The sequence below is a fragment of the uncultured Psychroserpens sp. genome, from assembly GCF_947494225.1.
Classification (GTDB): Bacteria; Bacteroidota; Bacteroidia; order Flavobacteriales; family Flavobacteriaceae; genus Psychroserpens.
Map to the genome: position 1 here is coordinate 271,028 of NZ_CANLUG010000002.1, position 26,820 is coordinate 297,847.

Annotated in this window: 20 protein-coding genes and 1 tRNA gene; 6 read left to right on the forward strand and 15 right to left on the reverse strand. The window is 34.7% G+C overall.

The window, feature by feature from the left end; translation table 11 throughout:
• Nucleotides 1–11 precede the first annotated feature (11 nt).
• Both Q0893_RS05305 and Q0893_RS05310 read left to right on the forward strand, forming a co-directional pair.
• Nucleotides 12–2,270 (forward strand): prolyl oligopeptidase family serine peptidase, encoded by a 2,259-nt coding sequence (locus Q0893_RS05305; protein WP_299273066.1) that lies wholly within the window; start codon nucleotides 12–14, stop codon nucleotides 2,268–2,270.
• Nucleotides 2,271–3,518: an FAD-binding oxidoreductase gene (locus tag Q0893_RS05310; RefSeq protein ID WP_299273069.1), complete on the forward strand. Its 1,248-nt coding sequence runs from the start codon at nucleotides 2,271–2,273 to the stop codon at nucleotides 3,516–3,518. It abuts the gene before it with no gap.
• A gap of 15 nt (nucleotides 3,519–3,533) precedes the next feature.
• Here the strand turns inward: Q0893_RS05310 and Q0893_RS05315 are convergent, their stop codons facing one another.
• The 4 genes from Q0893_RS05315 to Q0893_RS05330 are packed head-to-tail and all read right to left on the reverse strand — an operon-like array spanning nucleotide 3,534 to nucleotide 8,955.
• Entirely contained in the window at nucleotides 3,534–4,604 is a 1,071-nt protein-coding gene (locus Q0893_RS05315) for a proline racemase family protein (protein WP_299273073.1), read from the reverse strand.
• The gene (locus tag Q0893_RS05320; RefSeq protein WP_299273076.1) at nucleotides 4,597–5,556 is read right to left on the reverse strand and encodes an ornithine cyclodeaminase family protein; all 960 of its coding nucleotides are present in this window, start codon (nucleotides 5,554–5,556) and stop codon (nucleotides 4,597–4,599) included. The genes Q0893_RS05315 and Q0893_RS05320 overlap by 8 nt, the downstream gene beginning before the upstream one ends.
• A gap of 18 nt (nucleotides 5,557–5,574) precedes the next feature.
• Nucleotides 5,575–6,894, reverse strand: coding sequence for a S28 family serine protease (locus tag Q0893_RS05325; RefSeq protein ID WP_299273079.1), 1,320 nt, complete (start codon nucleotides 6,892–6,894; stop codon nucleotides 5,575–5,577).
• 6 nt (nucleotides 6,895–6,900) lie between these two features.
• Nucleotides 6,901–8,955, reverse strand: a complete 2,055-nt coding sequence (locus Q0893_RS05330) for a trehalase family glycosidase (protein ID WP_299273082.1) — start codon at nucleotides 8,953–8,955, stop codon at nucleotides 6,901–6,903.
• Nucleotides 8,956–9,273: 318 nt separating this feature from the next.
• Here Q0893_RS05330 and Q0893_RS05335 point away from each other — a divergent pair, with 318 nt between their 5' ends.
• A complete protein-coding gene (locus Q0893_RS05335) occupies nucleotides 9,274–9,552 on the forward strand; it encodes an STAS domain-containing protein (RefSeq protein WP_298900613.1) in 279 nt (92 codons plus the stop codon).
• Here the strand turns inward: Q0893_RS05335 and Q0893_RS05340 are convergent, their stop codons facing one another.
• A complete protein-coding gene (locus Q0893_RS05340; protein ID WP_298900612.1) occupies nucleotides 9,553–10,017 on the reverse strand; it encodes a DUF4440 domain-containing protein in 465 nt (154 codons plus the stop codon).
• A gap of 34 nt (nucleotides 10,018–10,051) precedes the next feature.
• Complete coding sequence (locus tag Q0893_RS05345; protein ID WP_298900611.1) at nucleotides 10,052–11,152, reverse strand: DUF4407 domain-containing protein; 1,101 nt, start codon at nucleotides 11,150–11,152, stop codon at nucleotides 10,052–10,054.
• A gap of 171 nt (nucleotides 11,153–11,323) precedes the next feature.
• Here Q0893_RS05345 and Q0893_RS05350 point away from each other — a divergent pair, with 171 nt between their 5' ends.
• Nucleotides 11,324–11,521 (forward strand): hypothetical protein, encoded by a 198-nt coding sequence (locus Q0893_RS05350; RefSeq protein ID WP_298900610.1) that lies wholly within the window; start codon nucleotides 11,324–11,326, stop codon nucleotides 11,519–11,521.
• Nucleotides 11,522–11,569: 48 nt separating this feature from the next.
• Here the strand turns inward: Q0893_RS05350 and Q0893_RS05355 are convergent, their stop codons facing one another.
• From Q0893_RS05355 to Q0893_RS05365, 3 genes are all read right to left on the reverse strand, one after another.
• Nucleotides 11,570–12,355, reverse strand: a complete 786-nt coding sequence (locus tag Q0893_RS05355; protein ID WP_298900609.1) for a hypothetical protein — start codon at nucleotides 12,353–12,355, stop codon at nucleotides 11,570–11,572.
• Between the two features lie 222 nt (nucleotides 12,356–12,577).
• A complete protein-coding gene (locus Q0893_RS05360) occupies nucleotides 12,578–15,934 on the reverse strand; it encodes a M56 family metallopeptidase (protein ID WP_299273090.1) in 3,357 nt (1,118 codons plus the stop codon).
• Nucleotides 15,935–15,936: 2 nt separating this feature from the next.
• The gene (locus Q0893_RS05365; RefSeq protein ID WP_298900607.1) at nucleotides 15,937–16,302 is read right to left on the reverse strand and encodes a BlaI/MecI/CopY family transcriptional regulator; all 366 of its coding nucleotides are present in this window, start codon (nucleotides 16,300–16,302) and stop codon (nucleotides 15,937–15,939) included.
• 126 nt (nucleotides 16,303–16,428) lie between these two features.
• On the opposite strand from Q0893_RS05365, the gene Q0893_RS05370 reads away from it, so the two are divergent.
• Nucleotides 16,429–17,823, forward strand: a complete 1,395-nt coding sequence (locus tag Q0893_RS05370; protein ID WP_298900606.1) for a M28 family peptidase — start codon at nucleotides 16,429–16,431, stop codon at nucleotides 17,821–17,823.
• A gap of 2 nt (nucleotides 17,824–17,825) precedes the next feature.
• On the opposite strand, the gene Q0893_RS05375 is transcribed toward Q0893_RS05370, so the two are convergent.
• Nucleotides 17,826–19,076, reverse strand: coding sequence for a DoxX family protein (locus Q0893_RS05375; RefSeq protein ID WP_299273094.1), 1,251 nt, complete (start codon nucleotides 19,074–19,076; stop codon nucleotides 17,826–17,828).
• 1 nt (nucleotide 19,077) lies between these two features.
• Complete coding sequence (locus Q0893_RS05380) at nucleotides 19,078–20,466, reverse strand: dipeptidase (protein WP_299273097.1); 1,389 nt, start codon at nucleotides 20,464–20,466, stop codon at nucleotides 19,078–19,080.
• A 121-nt stretch (nucleotides 20,467–20,587) separates the two neighbouring features.
• Between Q0893_RS05380 and Q0893_RS05385 the strand changes: the two genes are divergently transcribed.
• Nucleotides 20,588–20,669 (forward strand) — tRNA-Leu (locus Q0893_RS05385).
• 60 nt (nucleotides 20,670–20,729) lie between these two features.
• Here Q0893_RS05385 and Q0893_RS05390 read toward each other — a convergent pair.
• From Q0893_RS05390 to Q0893_RS05405, 4 genes are all read right to left on the reverse strand, one after another.
• Nucleotides 20,730–20,912, reverse strand: a complete 183-nt coding sequence (locus tag Q0893_RS05390; protein ID WP_298900602.1) for a DUF4177 domain-containing protein — start codon at nucleotides 20,910–20,912, stop codon at nucleotides 20,730–20,732.
• Between the two features lie 152 nt (nucleotides 20,913–21,064).
• Nucleotides 21,065–23,926: an alpha-amylase family glycosyl hydrolase gene (locus Q0893_RS05395; protein ID WP_299273099.1), complete on the reverse strand. Its 2,862-nt coding sequence runs from the start codon at nucleotides 23,924–23,926 to the stop codon at nucleotides 21,065–21,067.
• A 79-nt stretch (nucleotides 23,927–24,005) separates the two neighbouring features.
• Nucleotides 24,006–25,184, reverse strand: a complete 1,179-nt coding sequence (locus Q0893_RS05400; RefSeq protein ID WP_298900600.1) for a SusE domain-containing protein — start codon at nucleotides 25,182–25,184, stop codon at nucleotides 24,006–24,008.
• 12 nt (nucleotides 25,185–25,196) lie between these two features.
• A complete protein-coding gene (locus Q0893_RS05405; protein ID WP_298901512.1) occupies nucleotides 25,197–26,795 on the reverse strand; it encodes a RagB/SusD family nutrient uptake outer membrane protein in 1,599 nt (532 codons plus the stop codon).
• Nucleotides 26,796–26,820: the final 25 nt, after the last annotated feature.

A 26,820-nucleotide genomic window follows, 5' to 3' on the forward strand; every position in this document is an offset into this window, starting at 1 on the left:
AATAAAAACAGATGAAATTATTGTATTGTTTTCTAATTGGAATTGGTATTTCATTAGGTAGCGTTCAGGCGCAAAATATCTCGCAAGAAGATTATAAAAGAGCCGTTAGTTTTATGTTTGATAATTACAATAACAAAACAGCTTTTAACCTTTATACACCAGTTAACTGGTTTGAAGATGGTAACGGGCTTTGGTTTATTGATTATAGCGAAAAAGGAAAATCATATAAAACAGTGAATTTTGAAGACTATAAAGTCACGCCATTGTTTGATCATATGGCTTTGGCAAAAGCCCTAAGCGGAGTATCGAAAAACCCAGTAGATGCTAGCCAATTACCTATAAGGGATATAGCAAGACTATCGAAAAAAGAACTTTCGTTTTCCTTTGAAGGTAAGGACTATACATATCATCTAAAAAACGACAAACTAAGCCTGAAAACAAAAGAGTTAGAAGAAGTCAGAAATTTGTTCGAAACTAAATCTCCAGATGGTAAATGGACGGCTTACGTGAGAGATTATAATGTGTATGTAAAATCTGTAGCTTCTGAAAAAGAATATCAGCTAAGTGTAAGTGGTCAAAGAAATTATGAATATGGATCATGGTATGGTTGGTATGACAAGATGGAAGGTGAAAATGGAGAACGTCCAAAACGATTTTATGTAGATTGGTCTCAAGACTCAAAGTGGATTGCAACGTCATTGGTTGATTTGAGAACTGCTGAAAAGATGTATCTATTAGATTATAGTATAGACTCACTATATAAACCTAAACTTTTATCCTATTATCGAGGATCTCCAGGTGATACAACAATGGTTTATGTAGAACCTGTGTTTTTTAATGTAGAGACAAAGACTGAAATAAAGACAGACCTTCCTAAAGGAACACATATTAATTCTGTATCTACACAATGGACAGACAAATCTGGTGTGTTATTAGCAAGATATCCTGAACGAGGTTATCAAAAAGAATATGTAAAGTTGGTTGATTTAAATTCAAATACAATAAAAACCATAATTGAAGAAACTAGCGAAACTAATATTGATAACTTTGAATATCGCTTTTTAGAACAACAACAAAAAGTCCTGTTTCTTTCAGAACGAAGTGGTTGGAGGCAACTCTACCTATACGATTTAAAAACAAATGAAACTAAGGCATTAACCCAAGGAGAATATTATGTTGCTAACATAGAATATGTAGATGAAAAAAAAGGACTCGTCTATCTTCTAATTAATGGAAAAGAAACAGGTAATAATCCATATCATCATCAATTATATAAAGCCGATTTTAAAGGTAATATTACTTGCCTAACCCCAAAACTGGTAAACCATCAAATTACATTTTCAGAAGATGGCACCTATTTTACAGACAATTATTCTACTATAAATTTGCCTACCACAACAGTTTTGAGAGATTCAGAATCTGGGGAAGTTTTAACAGAGCTAACAAAGGCAGATGTCAGTGAGGCTTTAGCAATGGGTTGGCAGTCACCCGAAGTTTTTGAATTAACGGCTAAGGACGGTAAAACGACAATCTATGGCGCATTATGGAAACCAACGACTTTCGATCCGTCAAAAAAATATCCAATAATAGATCATACGTATACAGGTCCGCATACAAAAATGTTTCCTGAATCTTTTTCTCGAGGTTTTATGAATCAATCTTTAGCCGAACTTGGCTTTATTGTTATCATGGTGGATGGTCTAGGAACGTCTAAGCGCTCTAAATCATTTCATAACTATTCGTATAAGAATATGGGGAATAATTTAGAAGACCATGTCTTAGCTATTGAATTTTTAGGTAAAAAGCACCCTTGGATTGATACAAATCGTGTTGGTGTTTTTGGTCACTCGGCAGGAGGATTTGACACGGGAAGAGCAATGCTGGCCTTTCCAGAAGTCTATAAAGTTGGTGTTGCCAGTTCTGCCGATCACGATTTCCGAATGGAAAAAGCATGGTGGCCCGAAATGTATCAGGGTTGGCCAGTAGATGAATCTTACCAAGAGGTGTCAAATATTACTAATGCTTCTAACTTAAAAGGAAAATTGTTATTAGTTCATGGTGGATTAGATGATAACGTAAATCCTTCGGCGACATTTAAATTGGCAGACGCCTTAGTTAAAGCCGATAAAGAATTTGATCTATTGATTTTACCTAGTCAACGTCATGGCTATAGAGGAAAACAACGTTTGTATTTTATAAAAAAAAGGTGGAATTATTTTATAGAGCATTTGAGAGGAGATACGCCACTATGGGATTTTAAATGGGAGTAAATGAGTAAACAGGTTGTTATTATAGGCGGTGGAATTATTGGGTTATGTTCGGCATACTATCTTCAAAAGGAAGGGCATCAAGTTTCGATTGTAGATCAATCAAACCTAGATGCTGGAGCGTCCTATGTTAATGCTGGTTATTTATCACCAAGTCATATTGTCCCTTTATCTGCGCCAGGTGTTATGAAAAAAGGGTTGAAGTGGATGTTCGATTCTTCGAGTCCATTATATATTAAACCTAGATTAGAGCGTGATTTTTTAAAATGGACATGGGCTTTTAATAAATCATGTAATGCCAATCATGTTTCTAAAGCGATTCCTGCAATTAAGTCGATTACATTGTTGAGTCAAGATTTGTATGATGATATTAAGCAAGAGGAAGGGTTTTCATTTCATTATGAAAAGAAAGGTCTTTTAATGCTGTGTCAAACTGAAAAAATGTTAGATGAAGAAATTAAAATGGCAGACCTTGCTAGGCAGGAAGGTTTAGAGGCTAGAGCCATCGGCTTGGACGAATTAAGTAGGATAGAGCCTAATGCTACTATGAGTGTTAAGGGAGCAACATATTACCAATGTGATTCTCATACAACACCTTCCGAATTTATGGAAGAAATGAAAGCACATTTACGCACTGTGGGAGTTCAATTTTATAAAAATGAAACCGTTAAAGATTTAGAAATTTTAGATGGTGAAATTGTATCAATTATCACAGATAAACAAAATTTGAAAGCCGATGAATTTGTATTGGCAGCAGGTTCATGGTCATATCTATTAAGCAAGAAACTAGGCTTGAAATTATTATTGCAGGCAGGTAAAGGCTATAGGATTAATACAACTAGAGTTACCAATATATCTGTTCCCGCTATTTTGGCAGAAGCTAAAGTTGCTGTGACTCCAATGAATGGATTTACACGATTTGCGGGTACTATGGAAATCGCAGGAATTAATCATGATATTAATACAGCAAGAGTAGAGGCTATTGCTAAAGCTGCCACACAATATTATCCTGAAATTATTTTGAGTTCAGAAGAGAAACGTAAGGCCGCGTCTGGATTACGACCTGTATCTCCAGATGGGTTACCTTATATTGGAAAATCTTCCAAGTGTAAAAATATTACAATTGCAACTGGCCATGCCATGATGGGGTGGAGTATGGCAACAGCCACGGGAAAACTGGTTCAAGAAATAATTGATAGCAAGAAAACATCACTTCCGATAGATGTATTTAGCCCTGACAGAACTTTTTAACCACTCCTAAGTCTGTTATCTTAGAATGAATCCATCTTTCATTGGGTCGTTTGGGTCAATCACAAACGTTTGCATTCCGGTAATATGCGCTGTTCCTTCTACTTCAGGAATAATGGCTTTAAAAGCGCCATAATTTTCTTCAGACACTATGGATCCATTAAACATTGAGCCTGTAATGCTTTCAATTGTCATTTGTTCTTCGAAATTTATTTCTTTCCGAGCCCAATGAATCGCCATTCGACCAGAAACACCTGATCCTGTTGGGCAACGATCTACTTCTCCTTCTGCAAAAATGCAAACATTTTTACTGTCACTCCCAGAACTCTGTTTAGTGTTATCAATAAAAATGGTACCATATAAAAAGCTGAGATCCTGTTCAAAAGGATGAACAATGTGTTTGTCGTTTGTCATAACAGCCTGTTTGATTTCCATTCCTGTTGAAATGAGTTGACGATAGGAACTAGGATTTAAATCAAAATTAAAAGTGTTTTTTGCTAAATCAACATAAGCATAGAACGCACCACCATATGCTAGATCGTAAGTTATGGTGCCCAACCCTTTTACGTTCACTGTTCTGTCTAGACCAACAACAAAACTTGGAACACAATGAAAACGAACACCAGTAACCTTTCCGTTTTTTACATGTGCATACGAGGTAATTCTACCACATGGCGCATCTATTTTTAAGATATTGTCACCTTCTTTCATATCGATCCAATTCATTTCTATAGCTAAGGTTGAGATGGCAATGATGGCATGACCACACATTGTAGAATATCCTTCATTATGTAAAAAAATGACACCAAAATCACCATCACTATCATTAGGCGGAAGTAATATGCAACCATACATATCGGCGTGCCCTCTGGGCTCGAACATGAGTGCTGTTCTTAAAAAATCGAAATGTTCTTGACAGTACCTCCTGTATTCTAAAACAGAATTCCCTTTTAATTCGGGAAAACCATCAATAATAACACGAAGAGGTTCTCCTCCAGTATGCATATCGATGGTTTTTATTTTTAGCCAATGTTCTGGTGGCGTAAATTGTGTGTTGTTTAGTATCTTTTGATAAGTCGAATTAGGCATTGGTATATGTATTGTAGTAATAGTTTGCGGCGATTAAGTCTTCTAAGGCATGACCTACAGATTTAAATACGGTTATGTCGTTGGAATGTTCACGCCCGTAATGTGCTTGAGAACAAAGATGGAAGAGATCGGCTTTAATATCTGACGCGTTAATAACCCCTTCTTTTATTGGGATAACAATATCTCCGCTTTCTTTGAGTCCGCCTTGAAAAGTGTCAACAAAAATAGACGCTTTAGATATTGTTTCGTTGTCTGCTTCCCTCATATCCTTTTTATAAGCACCAACCAAATCTATATGTTGACCTGGGCGCAGGTATTTTCCAAAAACTAAAGGTGTTTTAGATAACGTAGCGCAAGAAATAATTGAGACTTCAGATATTTTTTCCTCTATAGTCTCAATAGGAGTGCTTTTGAATTTTTCGTTGTTTAGCTGATCGCATACGGCTTGAGCTTTTTTTAAACTTCGGCCCCAAACGTATACATCTGAAATAGGTCTAACGGAGGCATGCGCTTTTATTAAATTAGTAGAAAGGGCTCCAGTTCCAATCATTAGTAAAGAAGACGCGTCTTTATTTGACAAAAATGAAGATGCTAAAGCCGAGGCTGCGGCAGTGCGTTTTACCGTTAAACTTTTGGCATTTAGTATAGCTTTTAATACACCAGTCGTAGCATCGAGGTAAATATAAGCCCCGTTGATAGAAGGTAAATTATATTGTCCGTTTTTTGGACTTACTGTGACAATTTTAACACCAGCGTTTTTATTAGGATTCCAAGAAGGCATTAATAACATTGTAGAATCTGAATTCGTTTTTGGGTTGGGGAAATCATGATGATGACGTAAAGGCACAATAATATCTTTAGATAAGAATCCATGCTTTAGTGCAGCAATTAGATTTACGAAATCCGTATTGTTTTCAATAAACTTACCATCAATGAGTTTAATGTTTTCCATAGCGAAAAAATTACAAGACTATTGCTGTAGCCATGCATCTATAATATCGTAAATAGATTGTTTTGTTTCCGAAGAAAAATTTCTTATTCGTGTTCTGTGATCTCCTTTAGGCTTAACAAACTTATAGAGTTCTCTTTCTGCTGCCGAATCACTTAACTCTACAGCTGTAGCACTCCATGCATCATATTCTCCATAAATAAAAAGTATTTTTTCGGCAGACTCATCCAAATAAGATTTTATGTCTTGCATTGGTTTTAAATTATATGGCTTTGAAACTCCATCTGGAAATGCCCAATCAAATTTATAAATAGCCTCCGTATTTAGATACTCCTTAAAAGGTGCTGTTTCATAGCCATAGATACCTTGCTCGGTCAAGGCAGCCCAAAAATAGGGTTGGAGATCGTCAACAGCTTTTTCTTCAAAAAAGCCATAACCAACAACATCAATGAGATGCTTATATATTTGTTCTGTGGAAACCCCTTTAGGAGGAATACTACTTACAGGAACGCCCCATTGCCAGAAGGCAAAAGAATATTCGAGAATGGTATAATCTAAAGCCTTTTCGACGCCAAACTCCCAATTCATGTTTTTACTTTGTGCTTCATTTTTCATAAGTTGTAAAAGCGCATCTCGGTTTTCAAAACATAAGTTCTGAAATGCTTTCACTTTGTCTCGATCTTCTTTGGTTGCTACCGTTTTTAAAAACTGATATACTCTAGGGTCTTCACGTTTGTAATTAAGAGGGCCAACATAACACACGCTAGCATCAACATTATTTGGGAAAAACCTACGATGTGCCATTGTAGTTTGACACCCTTTTGAAATACCAGTGGAGATGAATTTTGAATTAGGATATAGGGCGTTTCTAATCGCATTAATAATACGAGCCTGATCTTTAGCGGCATTTTCAACAGTTAAAGTATTCCAATCGATTGTACTAGGGCGTGAGTTATTAAAATAACGATGTTCTATAGTGAGTTGGTTAGCTTTATAATGAGCTGCGAGTTCTCCAGCCCTCTCTGATCCAATGCCATAACCCCTTAGTTCGACAATGACAGGTAAATTACCGTTTTCAAAGCCGAGAAATACACGTTGTTTGAATGTGCCCTTAGTAGCATCGTTATGATCTATTGGTTGCTCAAACCAAAGTTCATAGTTTTCATCAAAGTGACTTGTAGTTTGCTTTTTTTCAATACTAACAATATTTGGTATTCCTGCCAGTTTTTCGAAATTAGAAAGCTCTTTTTCAACTGTTGGAGCAACCACATTTTGTGTGGTTTTACAGCTTAAAACAGTTATTGAAAAAAGAATAGCGTAAAAAACATGAGATAATTTCATAGGTATTTAATTTTTAAGTAATAACATAATAATATGTGCCGCGCTCCAGCTAAAATTTTGAGCGTGCAGTCCTTTTCCAGTTAATGGATGGTAATTTTCTCTTATAGATGGTCCTTGATCTAACAAGCCCTCTGCACCTTCTAGGATTTGAATGGTAGCGTTATTGGCTTCCTCATTAAAACCATAATTTCGCAAAGCTTTAACGCCAAAATAGGCTTGGTCTAACCAATTAGGACCTCTCCAATACCCATTTAGGGGGTCAAATTTTTGATGATCGGCACTCATGGTTTGGAATGGAACTTTAGTGAAGAATTTTTTAGGATTCATCATTTTGTTTTTTACAGCACTGGCTTGTTTGTTTGTGGCTGCATTTGCCCAGAGCATCGTCCATCCTTCGCTTCCTTCACCTTTTATGAATGCAGTTCCTTCTAAATTAGTATCGTAGAACCAGCCATCTTTCTCATCATAGAATTGGCTCTGAATTTTACCTTTTAATTGTTTGGCTTCTAATTGAAATTGTGTAGCGTCTTCTGGCATCTTTAATGCTGAAGCTAATTGAGCCAAATAATGTTTTTCAGCATAGAGATAAGCATTTAAATCGACGCTTTCTTGGTTAAGGGAATACGCGTTTTCTGAATTTTTTAAAATTTCAGAATGATCAAATCGTATAGCATTATCCATTCCACTTTCCCATTTGGCAGCTATTAAACTTCCATCTGTTGAGCCATATTCGCATAAGCCATCATTGTCATGATCTCGTTTTTGATACCACCAATAATGATACTTTTTCAGTTTAGGATATAATACTTTTATAAAAGAGAGATCCTTATCTTTTTCGAATATTTTAGAAACTGCCCAGGCCGAAAGAGGTGGTTTGGTGTCGCGATAATTGTGTTTCTCAATGAGGGTATCTCTAAACACACAATCGGCAACAAAACCATCATCATCTTGAAACTCAAACATGAGTCTTATTTGTTTTTTTGCTAAATCGGGATTGAAATAAGACAAGCCAACAGCATGCTTCCATGAATCCCAAGACCAAAAGCCGTTAAACCATTTGTAGTGGTAACTCGGGAATAACCCTTCATGTTTAATTGCTCCTGCTGGAATTCTCCAATTATTTTGTAATGTAAGATGAGCTTTTGCTAAAACTCTAGCGTATTTTTCTTTTTTAAATTGTGGTCTTCTATTCGCAAGGAGAGATTTTATTTGAGCTTTCTTTTCGACTTTTTTTGAATTTAGGACCGTATCAAAATTGGTGTTTAGAATTTTGTTTTTCTCATTATTCCAAGAATACTCTGGAAATATAAAAGAGTGAGAAATAATAATTTCGTTTGAGGTGTTAGGCTGAAGGTTTATTGTTTTTAGTTGTATGCTGTAAAGAGAATTTTCATCGAGAATATCAATATGCTCAATATTGTTTTTAACCAGAATATGACCTATAGCTTTAGATTTTTCAGAATGTAGAGAAACAGTATTGTTCTTTTTGGATAATCTAATTCCGATGTCAGAAAGACTTCCTTTGATATTAGTGTTTATTACTAATTGGGTATTTGATATGTTGGTTATTTTGACGCGTTGTAATGCCGTGTGACCGGACATAAAGACGAGGTCTTGCTTAACTACGACATTCTTATTTTCGAAAAGTTGTTCTAAATGACTGGCATAGCTATTTTGTGATTTGAGATCTTCGTTAAAATCTAACAGAGGTTGCTCATGATTATCAATAGTAAAATTAAAAACTGATAGATTTGGGCTACTCCAGATACCATTTTGTTGTGTCATTAAAAATGGCCCAGAAAAGCCAATTTTATGGGATTCTTTTTTAGGTAAACTATATGCGAACCAAGCGCCTTGGTCTGAAAACATTAGACCAGATTTATCTAGAGAGTCTTTAGGTGAAATATGATAATCCAGGATATTATGGCTAAACTCGAGCGGATCTTTTTTTATGGATTCCTTTTTTTGCGTACAACTTAAAATAGAGACGCAAGATACTAGACTCAAGACAAGTGTTCTTTGTTTTAAAATTAGAAGAGATGTAAAAATCTTTCGACTCATTTATGTGGTTCTAAATAGAAAGTAAATGTAACCAATATTACAGACTATTTGATTGATATTATTTTCTAATTTAATACATCTATAGACGTTTTTAACAGCTATAAATCAGGAAAAACACTACAAAAACCTTCAGAATGTATTATGTAATTCATTTATAATGTGTTGTTTATCGAATAAACAAGTCCGTTTATAATCTAAAACCAACCAATTATACATTTAATCGAAAATATAGTTATACGCGTATTTAATTTTAGATATTTATATCATAATAATATTGATTGATAGCAAATAAGAGTAACAACCTTAAATCGTATTATTATGAACTTAGAAATTACAAACGCGAATAACTTTTTTAAAGTTAAAGGAGCCTTAGATAGACACAATATTCATGTATTTAAGAAGCAATTCAGAAACGTTTTTGAACGTGCTAATGCCATTACGGTAAGCATAGAAAATTTGACAAGTATAGATCGTTATGGGGTAAGTGCTATCGCCCAATTACATAATGAAGCTTTGGTCAAAAACAAACGTTTATCAATTATTGGATTAGGACACAGTAACTTATATAATCATTTTAAGTCTGAAGAGGCAGCATAATTAGCAAGACATATCTGCGATAATTTTCCAGTGACCGTCTATCTTTTTAAAGATGATCATAAAGACACCGTTAGCATCTCCGACAGGTCGTGTTAAGTGATATTCTCCCATAACCCAATAGTTGCCATTTTCAATTTTTGATATATCATTAATAACAAATCTTAATGTACCGCTTTCAGCAGGTGTAGGGTAGCCTTTTTTATAATTTGCAAGCGTGTTATCCCAGCCTTTGGTGAGACCACTACTGCCATAAAATTTTAAAGAACTACTTTTCCAGTATCCATCCATAAAACCTTCAAGATCATGGTTGTTCCATGCAATTTCTTGTGCAGACATTACCGCTTTGATAGCAGCTTTATCTGCTTGATTTGTATCTTCAGAATGTGTTGCAACGTCAACTTGTTTTGTTTCAGTTTGACAAGACAATAGGAGAATGGTTAGAAACGCATATATAAATTTTCGCATAGTAAGTACCTTTAGAAACTAAATATACTTAAAATTATAATGCATTTTTCTGATGTTTAAAAAAGGCATCGGCTTGTAATTGCATTAACTCACGAGCTTTTTTACGCTTATACGTATATAATTCGTCTTCTTCTGCAATGTCATTGTAAATTCTATTATTTAGGGTTTGATCTGTTTGTAATAAAATTTTTCGTTCACCTACCTTTTGCTCAACCCATGTTTTTACTGCTGTTTCTGCATCTTCTAACTTATAGTCATACTCACCTTTAGGCGATAATAGCTTTGCAAATATGGGAGATGTTTCAACTGCTAAAAACAGAAGTAAAATGAAAAGAGATGGTAGCCAAGGTAATTCGCCAAGAGCGCTCACACGCGCCATTAGACCATCAAAACCATCAATGATAGGTTGGGTTGTGGTAACTTGCGTGTCATAATCTGTTTTGAGTTGTGCAATTTGGGCTTCGGTTGTGGCAATTTTAGCCTTATTGTCTGCTTTTAACTGCTGTAATTCGGCAAGTGCCGCATCATGCTTTTCACGTTTTTCTTTATAAACTGGGCCTTTACCTAAAAGTTGAGTTCCTGCAGTTCCTTCGGCTTCAGAAATATAAGTGTCGTATAAAGCATTAACTTCGGCTTCTTTTGTTTCTATTTGAGATTGAAGTGTAGTAATATTATTTTCTAGAGCATTGATATTTGGCGTAAACTGCTCAGCAATTTGTGTCTGATTAGCTAATGTAAGTTCATTCTTTTGTTCCAGTAGAACTTGATTAATTTCTTTTTCAAAAATTTTAAGTTCCAAAGGTTTCGAAATAACAACAGCAATAATAACAGCTAGTATTAATCTAGGAGACGCTTGGATAATCTCGTCCATTATATTGTTTCGTTTTTTTATGGTTGATACAATAAAACGATCCAAATTAAAAATTAATAATCCCCATACAAAACCAAAACCAATAGCTGTGATTAGATTATCAAAAACGGTATAGAGTGCATAACTACAAGCAATAAATGCCATTACTGCGGTAAAGAAAACTGTGGCTCCAATGCCAGCATATTTATTTTGTTCACCTATAGCACAGCTATCTAGAATATCTGTATCAGCACCAGAACAAATGATGAAGAATTTTTTTAACATGATGATTGTTTTTTGATTGATTGTCTATTAGAACGCAAAACCTTTGGCTTTGTTACATAATTTAACAGAAAAGAAGGTTTTAAAATGACTTTTCATGATTTATTTTAAACCATTGGGTAACATCTTATGGTTTTTCTGAACACTATTATTATTAACCATAAATTTTTAATTATGTTAAAGAATATCTTAAAACTTGAAGGTGTTAAGCCTCTTCAGAAGTCTGACTTATTAGCTATTGAAGGAGGATCTGTTGGTCCAACCTTTGAATTGGAATATGTGCATTCATGTGGTATGGAAACGGAAGGAAATTATGCGCACTTTTCTGAATGTTTAAATTTAGGATTAATCCCAGTATCTGCTTCATATTAACTCATTAAAAGCAGGGTTTTTCATAAATAGCCCTGCTTAAATTTTAATTTATTTGGAAGCACAATATACACGATTGGGATATTCACCATGTACAAACATATCGGTATGTTCTCTAATAACAAATTCTGACAAACCTATATGTGTTGGATTATCTGGACTCCAATCGTAGGTATATCCTAATTGTGTCCATGGATAACCATATTGATTAAATAAGGTGTCCTTGCAGTCATTATATTGTGTGGCTCTTGTAGTATTAAACCATTTTCTATATTCTGGACTTACATTGTTTGGAAGATTTAAACCACAAGTGTTATCATTAATTTCATTGTCTGGACCTGGTCTAAACATGTCAGAAGGTTTTACCCATAGTTCTAGAAAGAAGGTTTCTGGCGTGAATGGTTGTAGTCCTAACAATTGTCTTAAGCGCATATTAGGATCTTTGTGGTTTTTATAAAAACTTTTGCAGCTGTCTTGTATAATTGGTGCTGCTGTAACCCAAATAACTCTATTTCCGTTGTTGAATTTTCCTGTTTTTGGATACCAGTCTGGATTTAATTTCCAGGATACCATTTTAATATAGCGCTCTCCATTAATTATAGAGTCTATAAGGTTTTTATTTGTTTCTAGATTAATGAGGTTATGACTTATTTCGCTTGGTTCAGGATTTTGAGCGTCCAGCATAGCCAGTGTAAAAAGGGAATCTAATTCTTTAATTGGTATTGAGGTAATTGGAACAATTCCCGATATTTTTTCTTCCTTTTGTGTTGAATCTTGAGTTTTTGTACTAGCTTTTTTTTCTTGAAATTGGTCGGAGTTGTCCGCTTTTTTACACATTGTAAGATTTAAGGTTAAACATGTAAAAAACAATAAGGATAAACAGATATTCACTTTGGGGTTATAAGACGATTTCATAACGAATGAGTTTTCTATTTCTATATTTTGAAAACTAGCTATTCTCTAATGAATTTTTGTGATTCTATTTACCCGAAATCCAAACCGCGTAAAAACACCTATAAGAAAAAAACCCCATTAATGGGGCTTTTAAGGGTGATTTTATCAGTCGATAATAGTAACAACTATTGGTTTGAGCTTTAAACCATTTTTGCTTTTAATATCAAAAAATTGAACAGCACTACCTTTTTGTAGTGGTTTTATATAAGATTTAGACGTTTTATTTAACGTATTTCCAGAAATTGATTCTGTTCGTTTTCCAGGAACTTTAAATTTGAAACTTTTTATTTCAAGTTTTTCCATTGTTAGTTTTAAGTTATTGAATTCGTCTTTTGATAATGAGATTTGCCCATTTACTGGAGTTTTGCCATTAACAAACACAACTAATTCATTTGTAGCGAGCGTCCCAACCAAGGCTCCTTTTTTAGAAAGATATATAGATGGTTGTTTGCTATCGACATTTTTACTTTTAATTTCTAAAAGACCACCTTTTCTTTTAACAAGAGAAATGGCTTTGTTTGATGTTATTTCTTCGCCTTCAAAAAAGAACTTGGCGTTTCTTTTAGACATGGCAATTACAAATACTAACGGCGATTCTAATGTTTGATCTTTTGGAGAAATCTTAACAACATTTGCCTCCATAGATGTGTCAACAATAGCATCTTTATGTTTTCTTACATAACTTAAAGCATCCTTATAGGTTAATTCTTTATTACCGAGATAAAAACGAGCGCCATGCCTATTCATTACCTTGATATGATTAACAATATTCGAAGCTGTTGGTTTTGGAAGGCCTACTTTATTATTAACTATTGGTTGTTGCGCTATTCTTAGAATAGGCTTTTCATCACGTTCATTTATTGTTTGGATATGTTTGTAGTTTCCGTGTTTAACAATTTCTATGGCTTTATCAGAAGTTATGATTTTATCATCAAGATAAAAGGTAGCATCTTTTTTAGCCATGTCAATTATATTATCAAGAGGTGATTTAGGTGGAGGAGGAGGAATATTTAACTCTCCTTTTAAATTAGGTTTGTCATCTTTAAATTCTGCAACAACAATGTCGTTAGTATATACTTTGGTCACATATTGATTTGGAATAACATCAGAAGCATTGACTTGAGATGAACTTAGAATTTTACCTTCTTTTGAAACTTGAAACCCTTGTCTGTTGTAATATTTAGTTTGCCCATCTATGGATACAAAATAATGAGGGATTCCATTGATTTTTTTGAACCCTGTTTTTACAGTTTCATTTAGAGTCTCATCATATTCATTTGCATTAGGCCCATTATTTGTTTTAGATTTTACTGGATACGAAGTTAGTCTTGACAAGTTCTCGTTGCTAGAATCATATTTGCTAAATACGATGGAATAAACAGATTGTAATTCGATCGGACTCATTTTTTTACTATCTGAATTAGAGAAGGACAAAGTTAAACTTCCATTTGAATTTTCTCTAGCCTTAACGGAAGCTCTTGGGAAATTGCTTAGGTATTTATTAATTTTATTAAGAGATACTGGCTTTCCGTCGATTTTATAAATTGATTTTTTGTTCGTTTTTTCAGCGACATGTATGATCATCTTTCTATAATCTAACTCCCTTTTTATAGCCTCACTTTGCTCAGGCAAACCTTTTGGTGTGTTTTGCTGAGTCATATTTACACTTGTAAAATTGTACGATAAAGAATCATTTAATTTATGAGTAAATGAAGATGGTAATGAGGAGCTAGCCATGTTTTTGGGCTTTGAAGGCCGAGGCGGAGGTGGTGGTAACTTTGGAAATGGTTCTGCATTTGCTCTTTGTGTTTTACTCATGAGTTTATAAATGCGTTCTAACCTTTTATAATCCTTAAGTTTTATAAGCCTGTTTTCTATGCTCTTATCATTTAGGACCTTCGCCATTTTATTATATTCAGCTACTTGCTCTGGCGTAGCACCAACCGATAATTTAATTGGCGCAGGCGGTGGCGGTGGCGGTAAAATCTTATGTTTCTTTAACTCTTCGTCAGTAAATGATTTGTAAAGCCTATAGCAACGTTCGTTTAAAAGTACTAATTCGGAGATGTCCTTACGATCACCTTTTAAAAACGTCTCAATGGCCACCTTATACTTTTTTGTTAGTACTCTGTATTCTTTAATTTTAGATTCCTGATAGGTGTTTTTGAATCCTTTTTTGGTATATAAACTAAATTGATGAGGTTGCGGGAATTTTTTGCTTCTTGCATTTTTATGAACGAAGCTACCAGTATAGTGCGCTATGTCATGTACACTGTATGAATTTAGTCTAGCATTTGGAACGTGAACACCATCAATCCAAATGGCGAATTCCTTGCCGTTTTTCCACGATTCGAACTGAGTTTTGGTTGGTGTTTTTGCTTTAGTTTTTGATAAATCAACATTAGGAATCTTAGGATATGGTTCGACCGAATTACGTTGCTTTTCAGACATTAAGTTGTAAATAGATACAATTCTTTCGTATTTAGAATAGTCTATGATATGTGTTGTGTTAAACTGAATAATGAAATCATTATATTCTTTCATTTGAGCATCTGTAACACCTTCAGAAATGATACCACTATCGTCAGAAATAGCTCTTACCACTTGCTCTTTGTTCGTGAAACTATACAAGGAAAGGGCCAATAATGGTATAAGTAATAGACTCTTGAACCAAATGGATGTTTTTGATGTTTTTGTTTTCATAACTGTAAATCGTTTTTTAATTGATGAGTAATTGATGGCATTTGCCAAGTGTTGATCTGATGCTTTTGATGAGAAAGCTAGGATGATATTTTGGTATGTTGATGGTTGAACTCCATTGCTTAAAACAGCATGGTCTGCTAAAAATTCGTGATTCATTTTTACATCACGCTTTAGAAAATAAATAAGTGGATTAAACCAAAACACAATTTGCAAACATTCAAGAAAGAGGATGTCTATGCTATGTTTTTGTTTTGCATGTGTTTGCTCATGGAGTATAACTTCATTTGGTATTTCTTCATGTTCAAATTTGTATTTGTTCAAGAAGATATAACTGAAGAACGTATGAGGAACCATTAAATTAGTCACAAGAACATTGATGAAGTTTTCAGATTTGTATTTAGGATTGTTTTTAATTCTTGAAAAAATGCTACGCAGGTTAAGGCAAAATTTAAGAAAGAAAACAACAACTCCAAGAATATAAATACTCCAAAGAATATATGGGGTATAGTTGATAGTTGGTTCTACAGGTAGCATTTCCAAAGTATCAAAAGAAACTGTAGATTCAAATATTTCTACATTTGAAATCACTGGTTCTATATATTCTGTAATTGTTATCGATGGAATAATTAATGCACAAATTATGATACCTATTAGGTAGATACGTTTAAAAACATGAATGCTTAATTGTTCTAGAAACAACTTATAAAATACCATAAAAATGGCTAGACAGACGCTAAATTTTAAAAGATAAATGAGCATGACTATTTGTTTTTTATTTCATTATCTATTAATGCTTTTAAATCTTCGAGCTCTTCTTTTGTTAAATCGGTCTCCTTTGTGAAAAACGAAGCGAACTGGGATGCACTGTCATTAAAAAATGTTTTAATTAAAGTGTTTACGTGTTTTGAGAAATAATCTTTCTTTTTAACTAAAGGGTAATATTCCCGCGATTTTCCATAAAGCTTATAAGCGACAAAACCTTTACCAATCATTCGTTTTAAAAGAGTGGCAACAGTTGTGGTAGCAGGTTTTGGATCAGGATAGGCTTCTAACAAATCTTTCATAAAAGCGGTCTCTAGTTTCCAGAGATATTGCATAAGTTGTTCTTCTGTTTTGGATAATTGCATTGCTCTACGTTTTTAGAATTAACTCTACAAATGTAGAATAAAAATTTGATTTTACAAATGTGTTTTGGTCTTATTTTGTTAAAATCCACTATATTTGGTAAAAAATTAGAAGAAAAAGAGCCCACAATGAAAGCAATTAACACCACCTTAATCTGCCTGTTTTGTTGTTCCATGTTATCTTATGGACAAAACATACAAGACATTATAAATCAGGTTGATATCGCCAGACTAACACAAACACTTAGTGAGTTTACTGGAGAACAAACTACTACTGTTGACGGTAATACAGTAACCATTTTAAATAGACAACAAGCTAACAATGGTCTTGCAGGCGATTATTTGGTAGAACAATTTGAAGCCTTAGATAATATAACCATTACAGATCAATCATTTAATACTAATGGACGCAATATTATTGCTACACAATTGGGAAAAACCAATCCAAATAATATCTATATCGTTTGTGCGCATTATGATACAGTAGATGATTATTGTGCAGATGATAATGCTTCTGGTACTGCTGCGGTACTGGAAATAGCAAGAATTTTATCGAAACAATGCCTTGATAATACAATTGTTTATGCACTCTGGGATGAGGAAGAAATTGGATTACGCGGTTCTGCATTTTATGCTAATCAGGCGGCTGCCAATGGAGATAATATTTTAGGTGTTTTAAACATGGATATGATGGGATATGATGGTGATGACCCTGGACAACCAGGTGATAATCAATTTGATATTGATTATAGAAACATAGCAGGTTCTGAGGCCATGAAAGACGATATCGTTGCGGTTTTGAATACTTATACTTTTGATCTTAGTGTTGTTGAGGTTAATCCAGGGACAACAGCAAGTGATCATGCTAGTTTTTGGTTTGCAGGAACGTTTCCAGATGATGCATTTTCGGCTGTTTTGGTTGGTGAGTCTTGGGAAACAAATGACGAAACACCTTTTTATCACACATCTGGAGATAGACTTGCTACTCTAGACATACCTTATTATCACGAAATGGTGAAATTGGTAACGGGTTATATGGTAACTAAAGCCAATCTTGTTGCTGTAGACAATACCGTAACACAATCAATGACAATGTTAACATCTAATCAGTCATCTGCATCTTATCAATGGTATGACTGTGATACTGATATGCCTATTTCGGGAGAAACTAATCAATCATTTACGCCATCATCAAATGGAAATTATGCCGTTGAAGTGATCTCAGGCGCTTGTACTGAGCGCAGTGAATGTCTTTCTTTTAATACACTTGGATTAGACGCTTTCTCGGAAGATGAAATTAATGTGTTTCCCAACCCAGTAAAATCTAACCTTAATATTGATGCTACTCTTGGAGTTCAAGATTTAAACATTAAGTTATATGATTTGTCAGGGAAACTAGTTTTAAATACAGTGTCTTCGGAAGCGTTAACCACGTTAAATGTTAAAGACCTGCCACAAGGTATTTATTTCTTGAATGTGTCGTCTTCTGATAAAACAGGAACTTATAAAATTGTAAAAGAGTAATTTTATTTATTATAAGGGGTTTCATTTATCCATCTAAACCCTCTAGATTTTAGGTTGAAATCATTTAAGTCTTTTCGCTTTAAAATGATTTTAAGAGTATCTCTTAAAAAGATCCCTTTTAATTTAAGGTCATCAGGATTTGAATGCTCATAGGTGAAGTTAAAGTCGTCATACTCTGAAAGTCCTCTGTATAATTTTATCTGCTGAGATGTGGAGTCTACGACAAAATCATAATGATACTTTTTGTCATTCATGGCTTTAACGGTCACTTTATCCTTATACTCTACAATTATATATTTCCAGCGGTTACGATCTGTAATTAATGGAGCAATGGTATCTCCGTTTTTTATAAAGTGCGATGTTTCCCAAATTCCATATAAAAATGGTTTTTCTCGGTTAGGACCTTGTTTTTGTTCGGCTTCATGTCCATAAATACCTACACCTATGATAATGATGCTAAGGACAATAGTCTTTATCCAAAAGATAGCTTTATGGTAGGTTTTATCCTTAACTGGATGGTAATAATTTAAGACTGTCGTACCTCTATTCTTAAAAAACACATTAACAAAACGTTGGCTATCAGTCATGAAAATAACTGTAGCCATAGCTAATAAATGGGAAGAAAGAAGTTTAACAGGAATGTCAAACATAAAGTTCATCATGGCAACATGGGTCATGACTCCCATAATTATGAATGCACCAAGCGTTTGTGTTCGTCGCGGAATAAGGAGAAGAGCCCCTAATACTTCCATGAATCCCGTAAACATATTAAATCCTTCAGAATATCCCATATAGGTCCATGCCAGTCCCATTGGAGAAAAATTACCTAATGGTTCTAATAACCTAATTAAACTGGGTTGCGGAAACTGAAGCTGAAAAATTTTTACCGACCCATACAGAAACATTGAAAGTATAAGTATGATTCTCAAAAGCGCCAGAAACCAATAGAGCAAAGTATTATAGCTATTTCGTTTTCTGTCCATAAAAGTCCAGAAAACAACAATGAATACAGTTAATATAGCATTCATAAAAAGCGTGATATACGCGTAAGTATTATCACCACTACCTTCACCATTTACGTGATAATTGTAAGTGATATCGAGTATTGATTTCCCAATATATTTAAAGGGAGTCTCAAAAAAAGAACCCGTAAACCTAAAGAAAATATAAAGAGAGAAGTAAGTAAAAATAAGCCTGAAGACAAGTTTACTCGAAAGACTCCAATATTCTTTATATTCTTGGGTTAACAGCATTTTACTGACTTAACTCTGTAAAATATTTATAAAATAGAGGAATAGTTTCAATACCCTTAAAATAATTCCAAACACCAAAATGCTCGTTAGGAGAATGAATAGCATCACTGTTTAAACCAAAGCCCATTAATATGGTTTTACTTTTTAGTTCTTGTTCAAATAGAGAAACAATAGGAATGCTTCCGCCACTACGTTGTGGGATAGGCGTTTTTCCGAAAGTATCGTTATAAGCCTTTGAAGCCGCTTGATATCCAATACTGTCAATTGGTGTTACATAGCCTTGTCCGCCATGATGAGGTGTTACCTTTACCTTTACGCCATGAGGTGCAATATTTTCAAAATGAGCTTTAAAGAGATTCGTGATGTTTTCCCAGTCTTGATTTGGTACTAATCGCATGGATATTTTAGCGAAAGCCTGACTGGCAATAACCGTTTTTGCTCCTTCTCCAATATAACCTCCCCAAATACCATTTACATCTAAGGTTGGTCTAATAGAGTTGCGTTCATTTGTAGAATATCCCTTTTCACCATAAACAGCATCTATATCTAAGGCCTTTTTATAGGCTTCCAATGAGAAAGGCGCTTTGGCCATTTCTGCTCTTTCTTCTTCTGAAAGTTCTTCTACATTATCATAGAAGCCAGGAATGGTAATATGATTATTTTCATCATGCAAGGAGGCAATCATTTTGGTTAATATATTTATTGGATTGGCAACTGCTCCTCCATATAAACCAGAATGTAAATCTCTATTAGGACCTGTAACTTCAACTTCTACATAACTCAAACCACGTAGTCCAGTTGTAATTGATGGTACATCTTGAGCAATCATTCCTGTATCGGAAATCAAAATGACATCATTTTTTAATTTCTCTTGATTGTTTTTTACAAATTTTGAAAGATTAACACTACCAACTTCTTCCTCACCTTCTATCATGAATTTCACATTACACGGCAACTGGTTTGTTGTCGTCATGAATTCCATAGCTTTAACATGCATATACATTTGGCCTTTGTCATCACAAGCGCCACGAGCAAAAATAGCACCATCGGGATGAATATCTGTTTTTTTGATAACAGGTTCGTAAGGTGGAGAGTGCCATAATTCTAAAGGGTCGGCAGGCTGCACATCGTAGTGACCATATACTAAAACCGTAGGTAAATTTTTATCTATTATTTTTTCACCATATACAATAGGAAACCCTTCAGTTTCACAAATTTCAACATGATCACAACCAGCCTTCTCTAGACTTGTTTTTACGGCTTCTGCTGTTTTTATAACATCATCTGCATAGGCAGAATCTGCACTTACAGATGGGATTTTTAGTAGATCAATTAGTTCATTTAAAAACCGATCTTTGTGTTCTTCAATGTAAGATTGAATATGTTGCATTTGTGTCTGTTTTTTGAATTCATCCAAAAGTACAAAAATGAAGACTATTTTTTCCTAATTAAAGTTATTTGAATATTGAAAGTATTGTTTATATTTGCATCCCAATATTTATTGGAAAGTTGCAGGCGTGGTGGAATTGGTAGACACGCTAGACTTAGGATCTAGTGCCGCGAGGTGTGTGAGTTCGAGTCTCACCGCCTGTACATAGTAAAAAAGCCAACTCATTTGAGTTGGCTTTTTTTATTAAGGTAAAAAACATTACTCTAAACATCAAGTTTTTTCATAACTCCAACAATTTTAATGAACTCGCTGTAACCAGACTTTTCCTTTATAATTTGACAGTTTACCAATTCCCATCCGTTTTTACCTAATCGATTGAGGTAGCTATCAAGTTGAGAGCTATACTGATATGTGCCTTCGATAATCTCATATTTAAATGTTGTCATGTTGTTTGAATTTAATTTAAATAGCTAATAATGAAATACTTATCAATAAATATAGTAAAAATCAGCTACCCTTTTTCTCATTAATGAAATAAAAAAACCTCCAAACTTAATCGGAGGTTTTCTAGTCTAATTCAAATTGCTACTAATCTGTATTAAAGTTTAATAAGTTTAGATGTTAACGTTTCACCATTATTATTTTCAATTTTAACAAGATAAATACTCTGTGTTAAATCTGAAATATCATAGGTATCATTTTCGGTGAAATCACCATTAAATGATTTAACCAATTTTCCAGTGATATCAAATATTTGTAAACGACTTAGCGTTTTATTCGTTTTAAATGATGTATTTACTGGGTTAGGATAAATGCTAAATGTATTGATGTTAAAATCATTTGTACCTAAAGTAACGGGAGGATTGTTTCCAAAAATTCTAAATTGCCCAGGCGCTATGGTTACTGTTGAAGCACTATAGGTCGTTGTCCCGTTAACATCCATTAAATCATACCAAGCTCCAGCCGTAGGGAAACTTGTATTTACGGTCTGAGGGACCACATCGAAATTGGCGAGTATCACCACATTTCTTAAGTTAATGGTTGGAATGGTTGTATCAAAAATGTCTATTCTAGGAGTTAAATTACCAGATGTTATAGTATAATCACCTTCAAAGACAGGTTCATTAATTTTTAGATCGATGAGTCTTGCCCAATCATTATAAATTTGATTTCTATTGGTATTGCTCAACCAGTTTTCTGCCCATTGAGGTTGCGGTTTTGTATCTAGTTTACAGTTAGGATTATTAACACTACCATCTGGACAAGTAAATATAGAATTGTCCATACCTAATGCTCCAAAATGCCAAATCATTTTAGGACCAGGAACAGTTAAACTCATAGCACCCAATGCAGACATCCTAGACAAGGCCGTATTTAAATCTCTAACGTTATGTGACCCTGTAGAGATATTTCCAAAGGTCAAGTTTTTATACATCAATCGTTCTTCATCATGACTTTCAGGATATCCCATAACACGAGGTCCATTAAATTGCGAACGAGATTTATGACCAATACCAGCGATATTATTATTAGAGTTAAAGCCCATAGTTAATTGATTATATGGGTCGGTCATTTTTCCCCACATCATAACCCCTTTGCCTTCACCTAAGCGATAATTAGCCCATTCTTTTTCTTCATTTTCTTGCCCTAAGTGCTCAAAAATAACATAATGATCAGCGTCTAATGCCCACGAATAATCTGCGTATTCTTTTAACACATCAACACGGTCTTGCTGGTAACTGTTAGTACAGCCTTCGTTGTTTTCGCAGTTTTGAGTGAACCCTTTGGTTAAATCCCATCGTAAACCATCAATTTTAAATTCTTCAATCCAATGTTTAACGACGCGTTTCGTATAGTCTCTCGTAAGATCGCTTTGGTGATTAAAATCTGAACCAACATTATAACTGTGTTTAGGAACTTCATTAAAATAAGGGTTTTCACTACTTGGTTCTCCCCAACCATCATCATCTGGATCATCCATCCACATACGAACCATTGGATTTCTTCCGAAGGCGTGATTTAAAGCAACATCTAAAATCACAGCAATTCCTCTTTGATGACATAGATCGATAAATTCTTTGAGTTTGTTTTCTGTACCATAATATTTATCTAAGGCCATATGAAATGAGGTGTTGTATCCCCAACTTTCATTACCTTCAAATTCCATAACTGGCATTAGCTGAATGGCATTGATATTTAAATTATCAAAATAGTCTATTCTGTCTATTAAATCTTGGTAATTTCTGTCGATATCAAAATCTCTAACTAAAACCTCATACACTATTAGATCTTCCTCTTTCGGTTTGTTGAAGTTTGTTATTTGCCAGTTATAAGGTGTTTGGCCAGTTTGTAGTACAGTAACCTCTCGTTCCTGTCCAACAGGATATGTTGGTAGGTTGGGATACGTTGATGCTGGAATAAAAGGATCGTCAAAAGGCGAAAGCACCAAAGTAGAGTATGGATCGGCAGTTTTCACTAAAGCGGGAGAATCTGCGATAGGGTTTGTATCAAAAACCCAATATTGATAGGTTTCAATTTGGCCAGGAGTTAAGCCTGTAAGCTCTAACCAGTACTTTCCAGTTCCTGGATCACGTTTCATAACATGAGCGTTGGTTGGTGTGTAGTTATTAAAGCTACCCGCAACTTGTATGAATTCTTTGCCTGGTGCTGTTAAAACCAGTGTGGCTTTTGTTGCATCTGCTCCATAATTTATACCATCTTCAACATTGGCAGGGAGTGCTTGTTCAACAACTGTAGGAACAACAATAACATCAAACTCAGCCGAACTTGATTCTGAAGAAGATAAAGGAGATCCTTCAATTCTAACTGTGCCACTTGTGGTTATATTATTGATAACTCCTTGGTAGGTTGTGAACCCATTTCCTCCTGTTTGAAATACATTGTTATAGTATAATTCGAAAGCGCCCGGTGTTAAATTTCCTTGAAAGTTTAAACTGCTTCTTACGGTTAAGTTGTCGCCAGAATTTACAACAACTATTGAGCTTGTTGGCTGAATAATATTGATGTTTACAATTCCAACTCTTAAAATAAAGTCGTTACAGCCATTATCTTTTAATTCCTGAGAACCATCTTCATTTCTAAAAACAATACCCAGTTGTGTGGCATTGGCCGCTTGTGTAGCATCTAAGCCATAATATGTTTCGGGTGTTATTGTAATACTGTATGTGCCGTCACCGTTATTTGTCATTTGTCCAACCCCATCATCTTGACCCCAGTTTCCGATAACACTAAAGCCGAAGGCATTTGTATCATCTCCAATACCAGAATGCATATAAACTTTGGTAGGATTGCTAAAACCGTTACAGTCGCTATCTGTACTATTAATATCGACTGTGATTGTTATTTCTTGATTGACTTCAAAAGCTCCTGGGTTTAGGGTTATTTGAGCATTAATAGTCAATGAGAATAACACTAAAAACGCACATGTAATTTTTTTCATAGCAAATGATTTTTTTAAAAAAAGGCCATGTTATAACGACACAGCCTTTTTTAATTAACACCTATCTAAGATAGATATATTATTCTAAAGTTATAGTCTTAAGATTAGTATCTATAGTTAATAGATATGTCCCTGTGGTTCCAATAAAAGCAAAGTTAGAATCACCGTCCATAGCATTAACCAAGTTAGAATCAATTGTATATCCATCGTCTTCGTAGAATGGATAGTTACGACCAGATCCCCAATCTGTATTCACAGTAAAGAATCTAAAGTTGTTATTGTCTGCAGTATTTTGCAATGCTACATTACCAGAGTATACGCCATCACTTGAGCATAAAAGTTGAACAGGAGTGTCCCAAGACCAGCCTGCGTCAACTAAACCAGCACCAACACCGTATAATACATCAAATTCACATGTTCCAGTTGCCTGAGGAGCACCTAAAGTAATAGTTTTAGCATTAGTATCAACTTCTAGGTAATATAAACCTGTAGTTCCAATAAATCCGAAATTAGAATCACCATCCATAGCGTTTTCAAAGTCCGAGTCAATTGTATATCCATCATCTTCGTAGAATGGATAGTTACGACCAGATCCCCAATCTGTATTTACAGTAAAGAATCTAAAATTGTTATTATCCATTGTACTCTGGAAAGCAACATTTCCGCCGTAAACACCATTTTCAACACATGGTAATACTACAGGAGTATCCCAAGACCAACCAGCATCTACAACACCAGCTCCTACAAGATATAATTGTTCAAATTCGCAAACTGCAGCCGCTGCTTCTCCTTCTGGAAGTACCATTGTTAAAGATTGTACTGCTGAGAATGTTTCTAAACCACCTGTACCAGCAAATGCTCTTAATCTAAAAGCCACTTGCCCTGTGTTTGGAGCTTCTGTGTCTGGATCATTATCAAGACCAGCCTGAGCTGCATATCCTAACATATCACCAACAGTAATTCCAATTTCGTTTGATGTAGTAGATCCCACCGCAGAAGCATCTGTAAAATCACCTGTAATTGATCTCTGTAATTCGTATGTAAAATTTGTTGGTACACCTGCATCTGCAGATTCCCAAGTAAAACGTTCTGCTAAGTTACCTGCTGTAGCTGGTGTTAATACATATTCTGCTTGAAATGTATTTGAGAACGCAAGTTCAGATTCTTCTGCAATGAAGACAACATCATCTTCAGTTTCACAAGAGTTAAAGCCTAGTAAGGCAATAAATAATAAGGTTAAAAATTTAATATTTTTCATTTTAATTATGTTTTAGTATCCTTCGTTTTGTTGTAAATTAGTGTTAACTCCTAAGTCTGATGCAGGAAGAGGCATAATATCTCTAAAGGCTTCTGTTGTAACGCCTTGTTGTACATTACCTTTCCATTGCCAGATACCTTGATCAGAGAATTGTCCGAAACGGATTAAGTCTGTTCTTCTATGTGCTTCCCAGAATAACTCGCGAGATCTTTCGTCAAGAATAAAGTCTAACGATAGGTCTCCTTCTGAAATATTACCACTAGTATCTCCGTAAGCTCTTTCTCTTAATTGGTTAATATAACCTGTTGCAGTAGACATACTACCACCTCCACCTCTTAGAGCTGCTTCGGCATACATTAAGTAGGCATCTGCTAATCTAAACATTGGAAAATCAGTGTCTGGGTGATCACCAGTTGAATCTGAACCAGCAACACCGTTTACATCTACATTTCTGAATTTTTCTACGGCAAAACCATTATTGAAAGGAGAGGTATCTAAAATGTCTTTTTCTTGACCATCTGTATAGAATAAAGCTCTACCATCGGCAGAATTTTCTTCTCCTGGAAACTGCTCTACAAAAGTAGGCGTTGTTCTAATACCGAACCATCCACCATTAATTCCGAAATCTGCAGGATTCATAGATCCGCCAACAGGAGCATGCACTAAGAACGTCATTCCACCAAACGATTGTGTGTTCAATCCATCAAAAGTAATAGGGAATATAACTTCTTCTTGAGCTCCATTTGTATTATTATCGGCTAAAAACAACTGATAGTATTCATTACCAGGAATTGAATAACCAGCTCCAATGATGTTGTTTGTATACGTGATTACATCTGTATATCTTGGTGTTCCGGTGTATACTTCTGAGTTAAGATATATTTTAGCTAAAAGCATCCAAACTGCAGCTTGATCGGCACGACCATATTCGTTTTGTCTAGCACCTACAATAGCACCTTCAATGTCTAGTAGTTCCGATTCGATATAATCAAATAAATCTGCACGTTGAATTTGTTCTGGCAAGAACGCACCAATAGGATCTTGTTCTGTAACAAAAGGTACGTTAGCAAATAAGTCCATGGCATGCCAATAACTTAATGCTCTCATAAAACGAGCTTCCGCTCTAAACTCTTGGATGTCTGCTCTTAGTTCGGCATCAACACCTCTAGCATCTAATTTATCATTAGTAGTTTGACGTAAAAACTCGTTAGTCAAGGCTACCTGATAAAAAATTCTGCTATACATAGTTCTGATAAATTCGTTACCAGAAGTCCAAGTTTGAGCATGTAAATCTTTAATTGTTCCGTCATTCCAACCAATAATGGCTTCATCAGTTGTAAGCTCTTGCATTTTCCAATAGAGTCTTAAGTAATTGGAAAAACCTTCATCCAAACCAGCTAAGTCGGGATTTCCGGCAGGTCCATCCTGTCCACTCAATGAAATTCCAGCATACAATTTCGCTAAAAATTGTTTGTAAGCTTCTGGATTTTCGAAAGCGGCATCTCCAGTAAGACGACCATCTTCTGGTTGTAAGTCTAAGTCACTTTCACAAGATTGCATAAAGAGTACAATTGTAAAAGCTGCAAAGACAAATTTTAATGTTCTCATCATAGCTTTGATATATTTATTAGTGTTC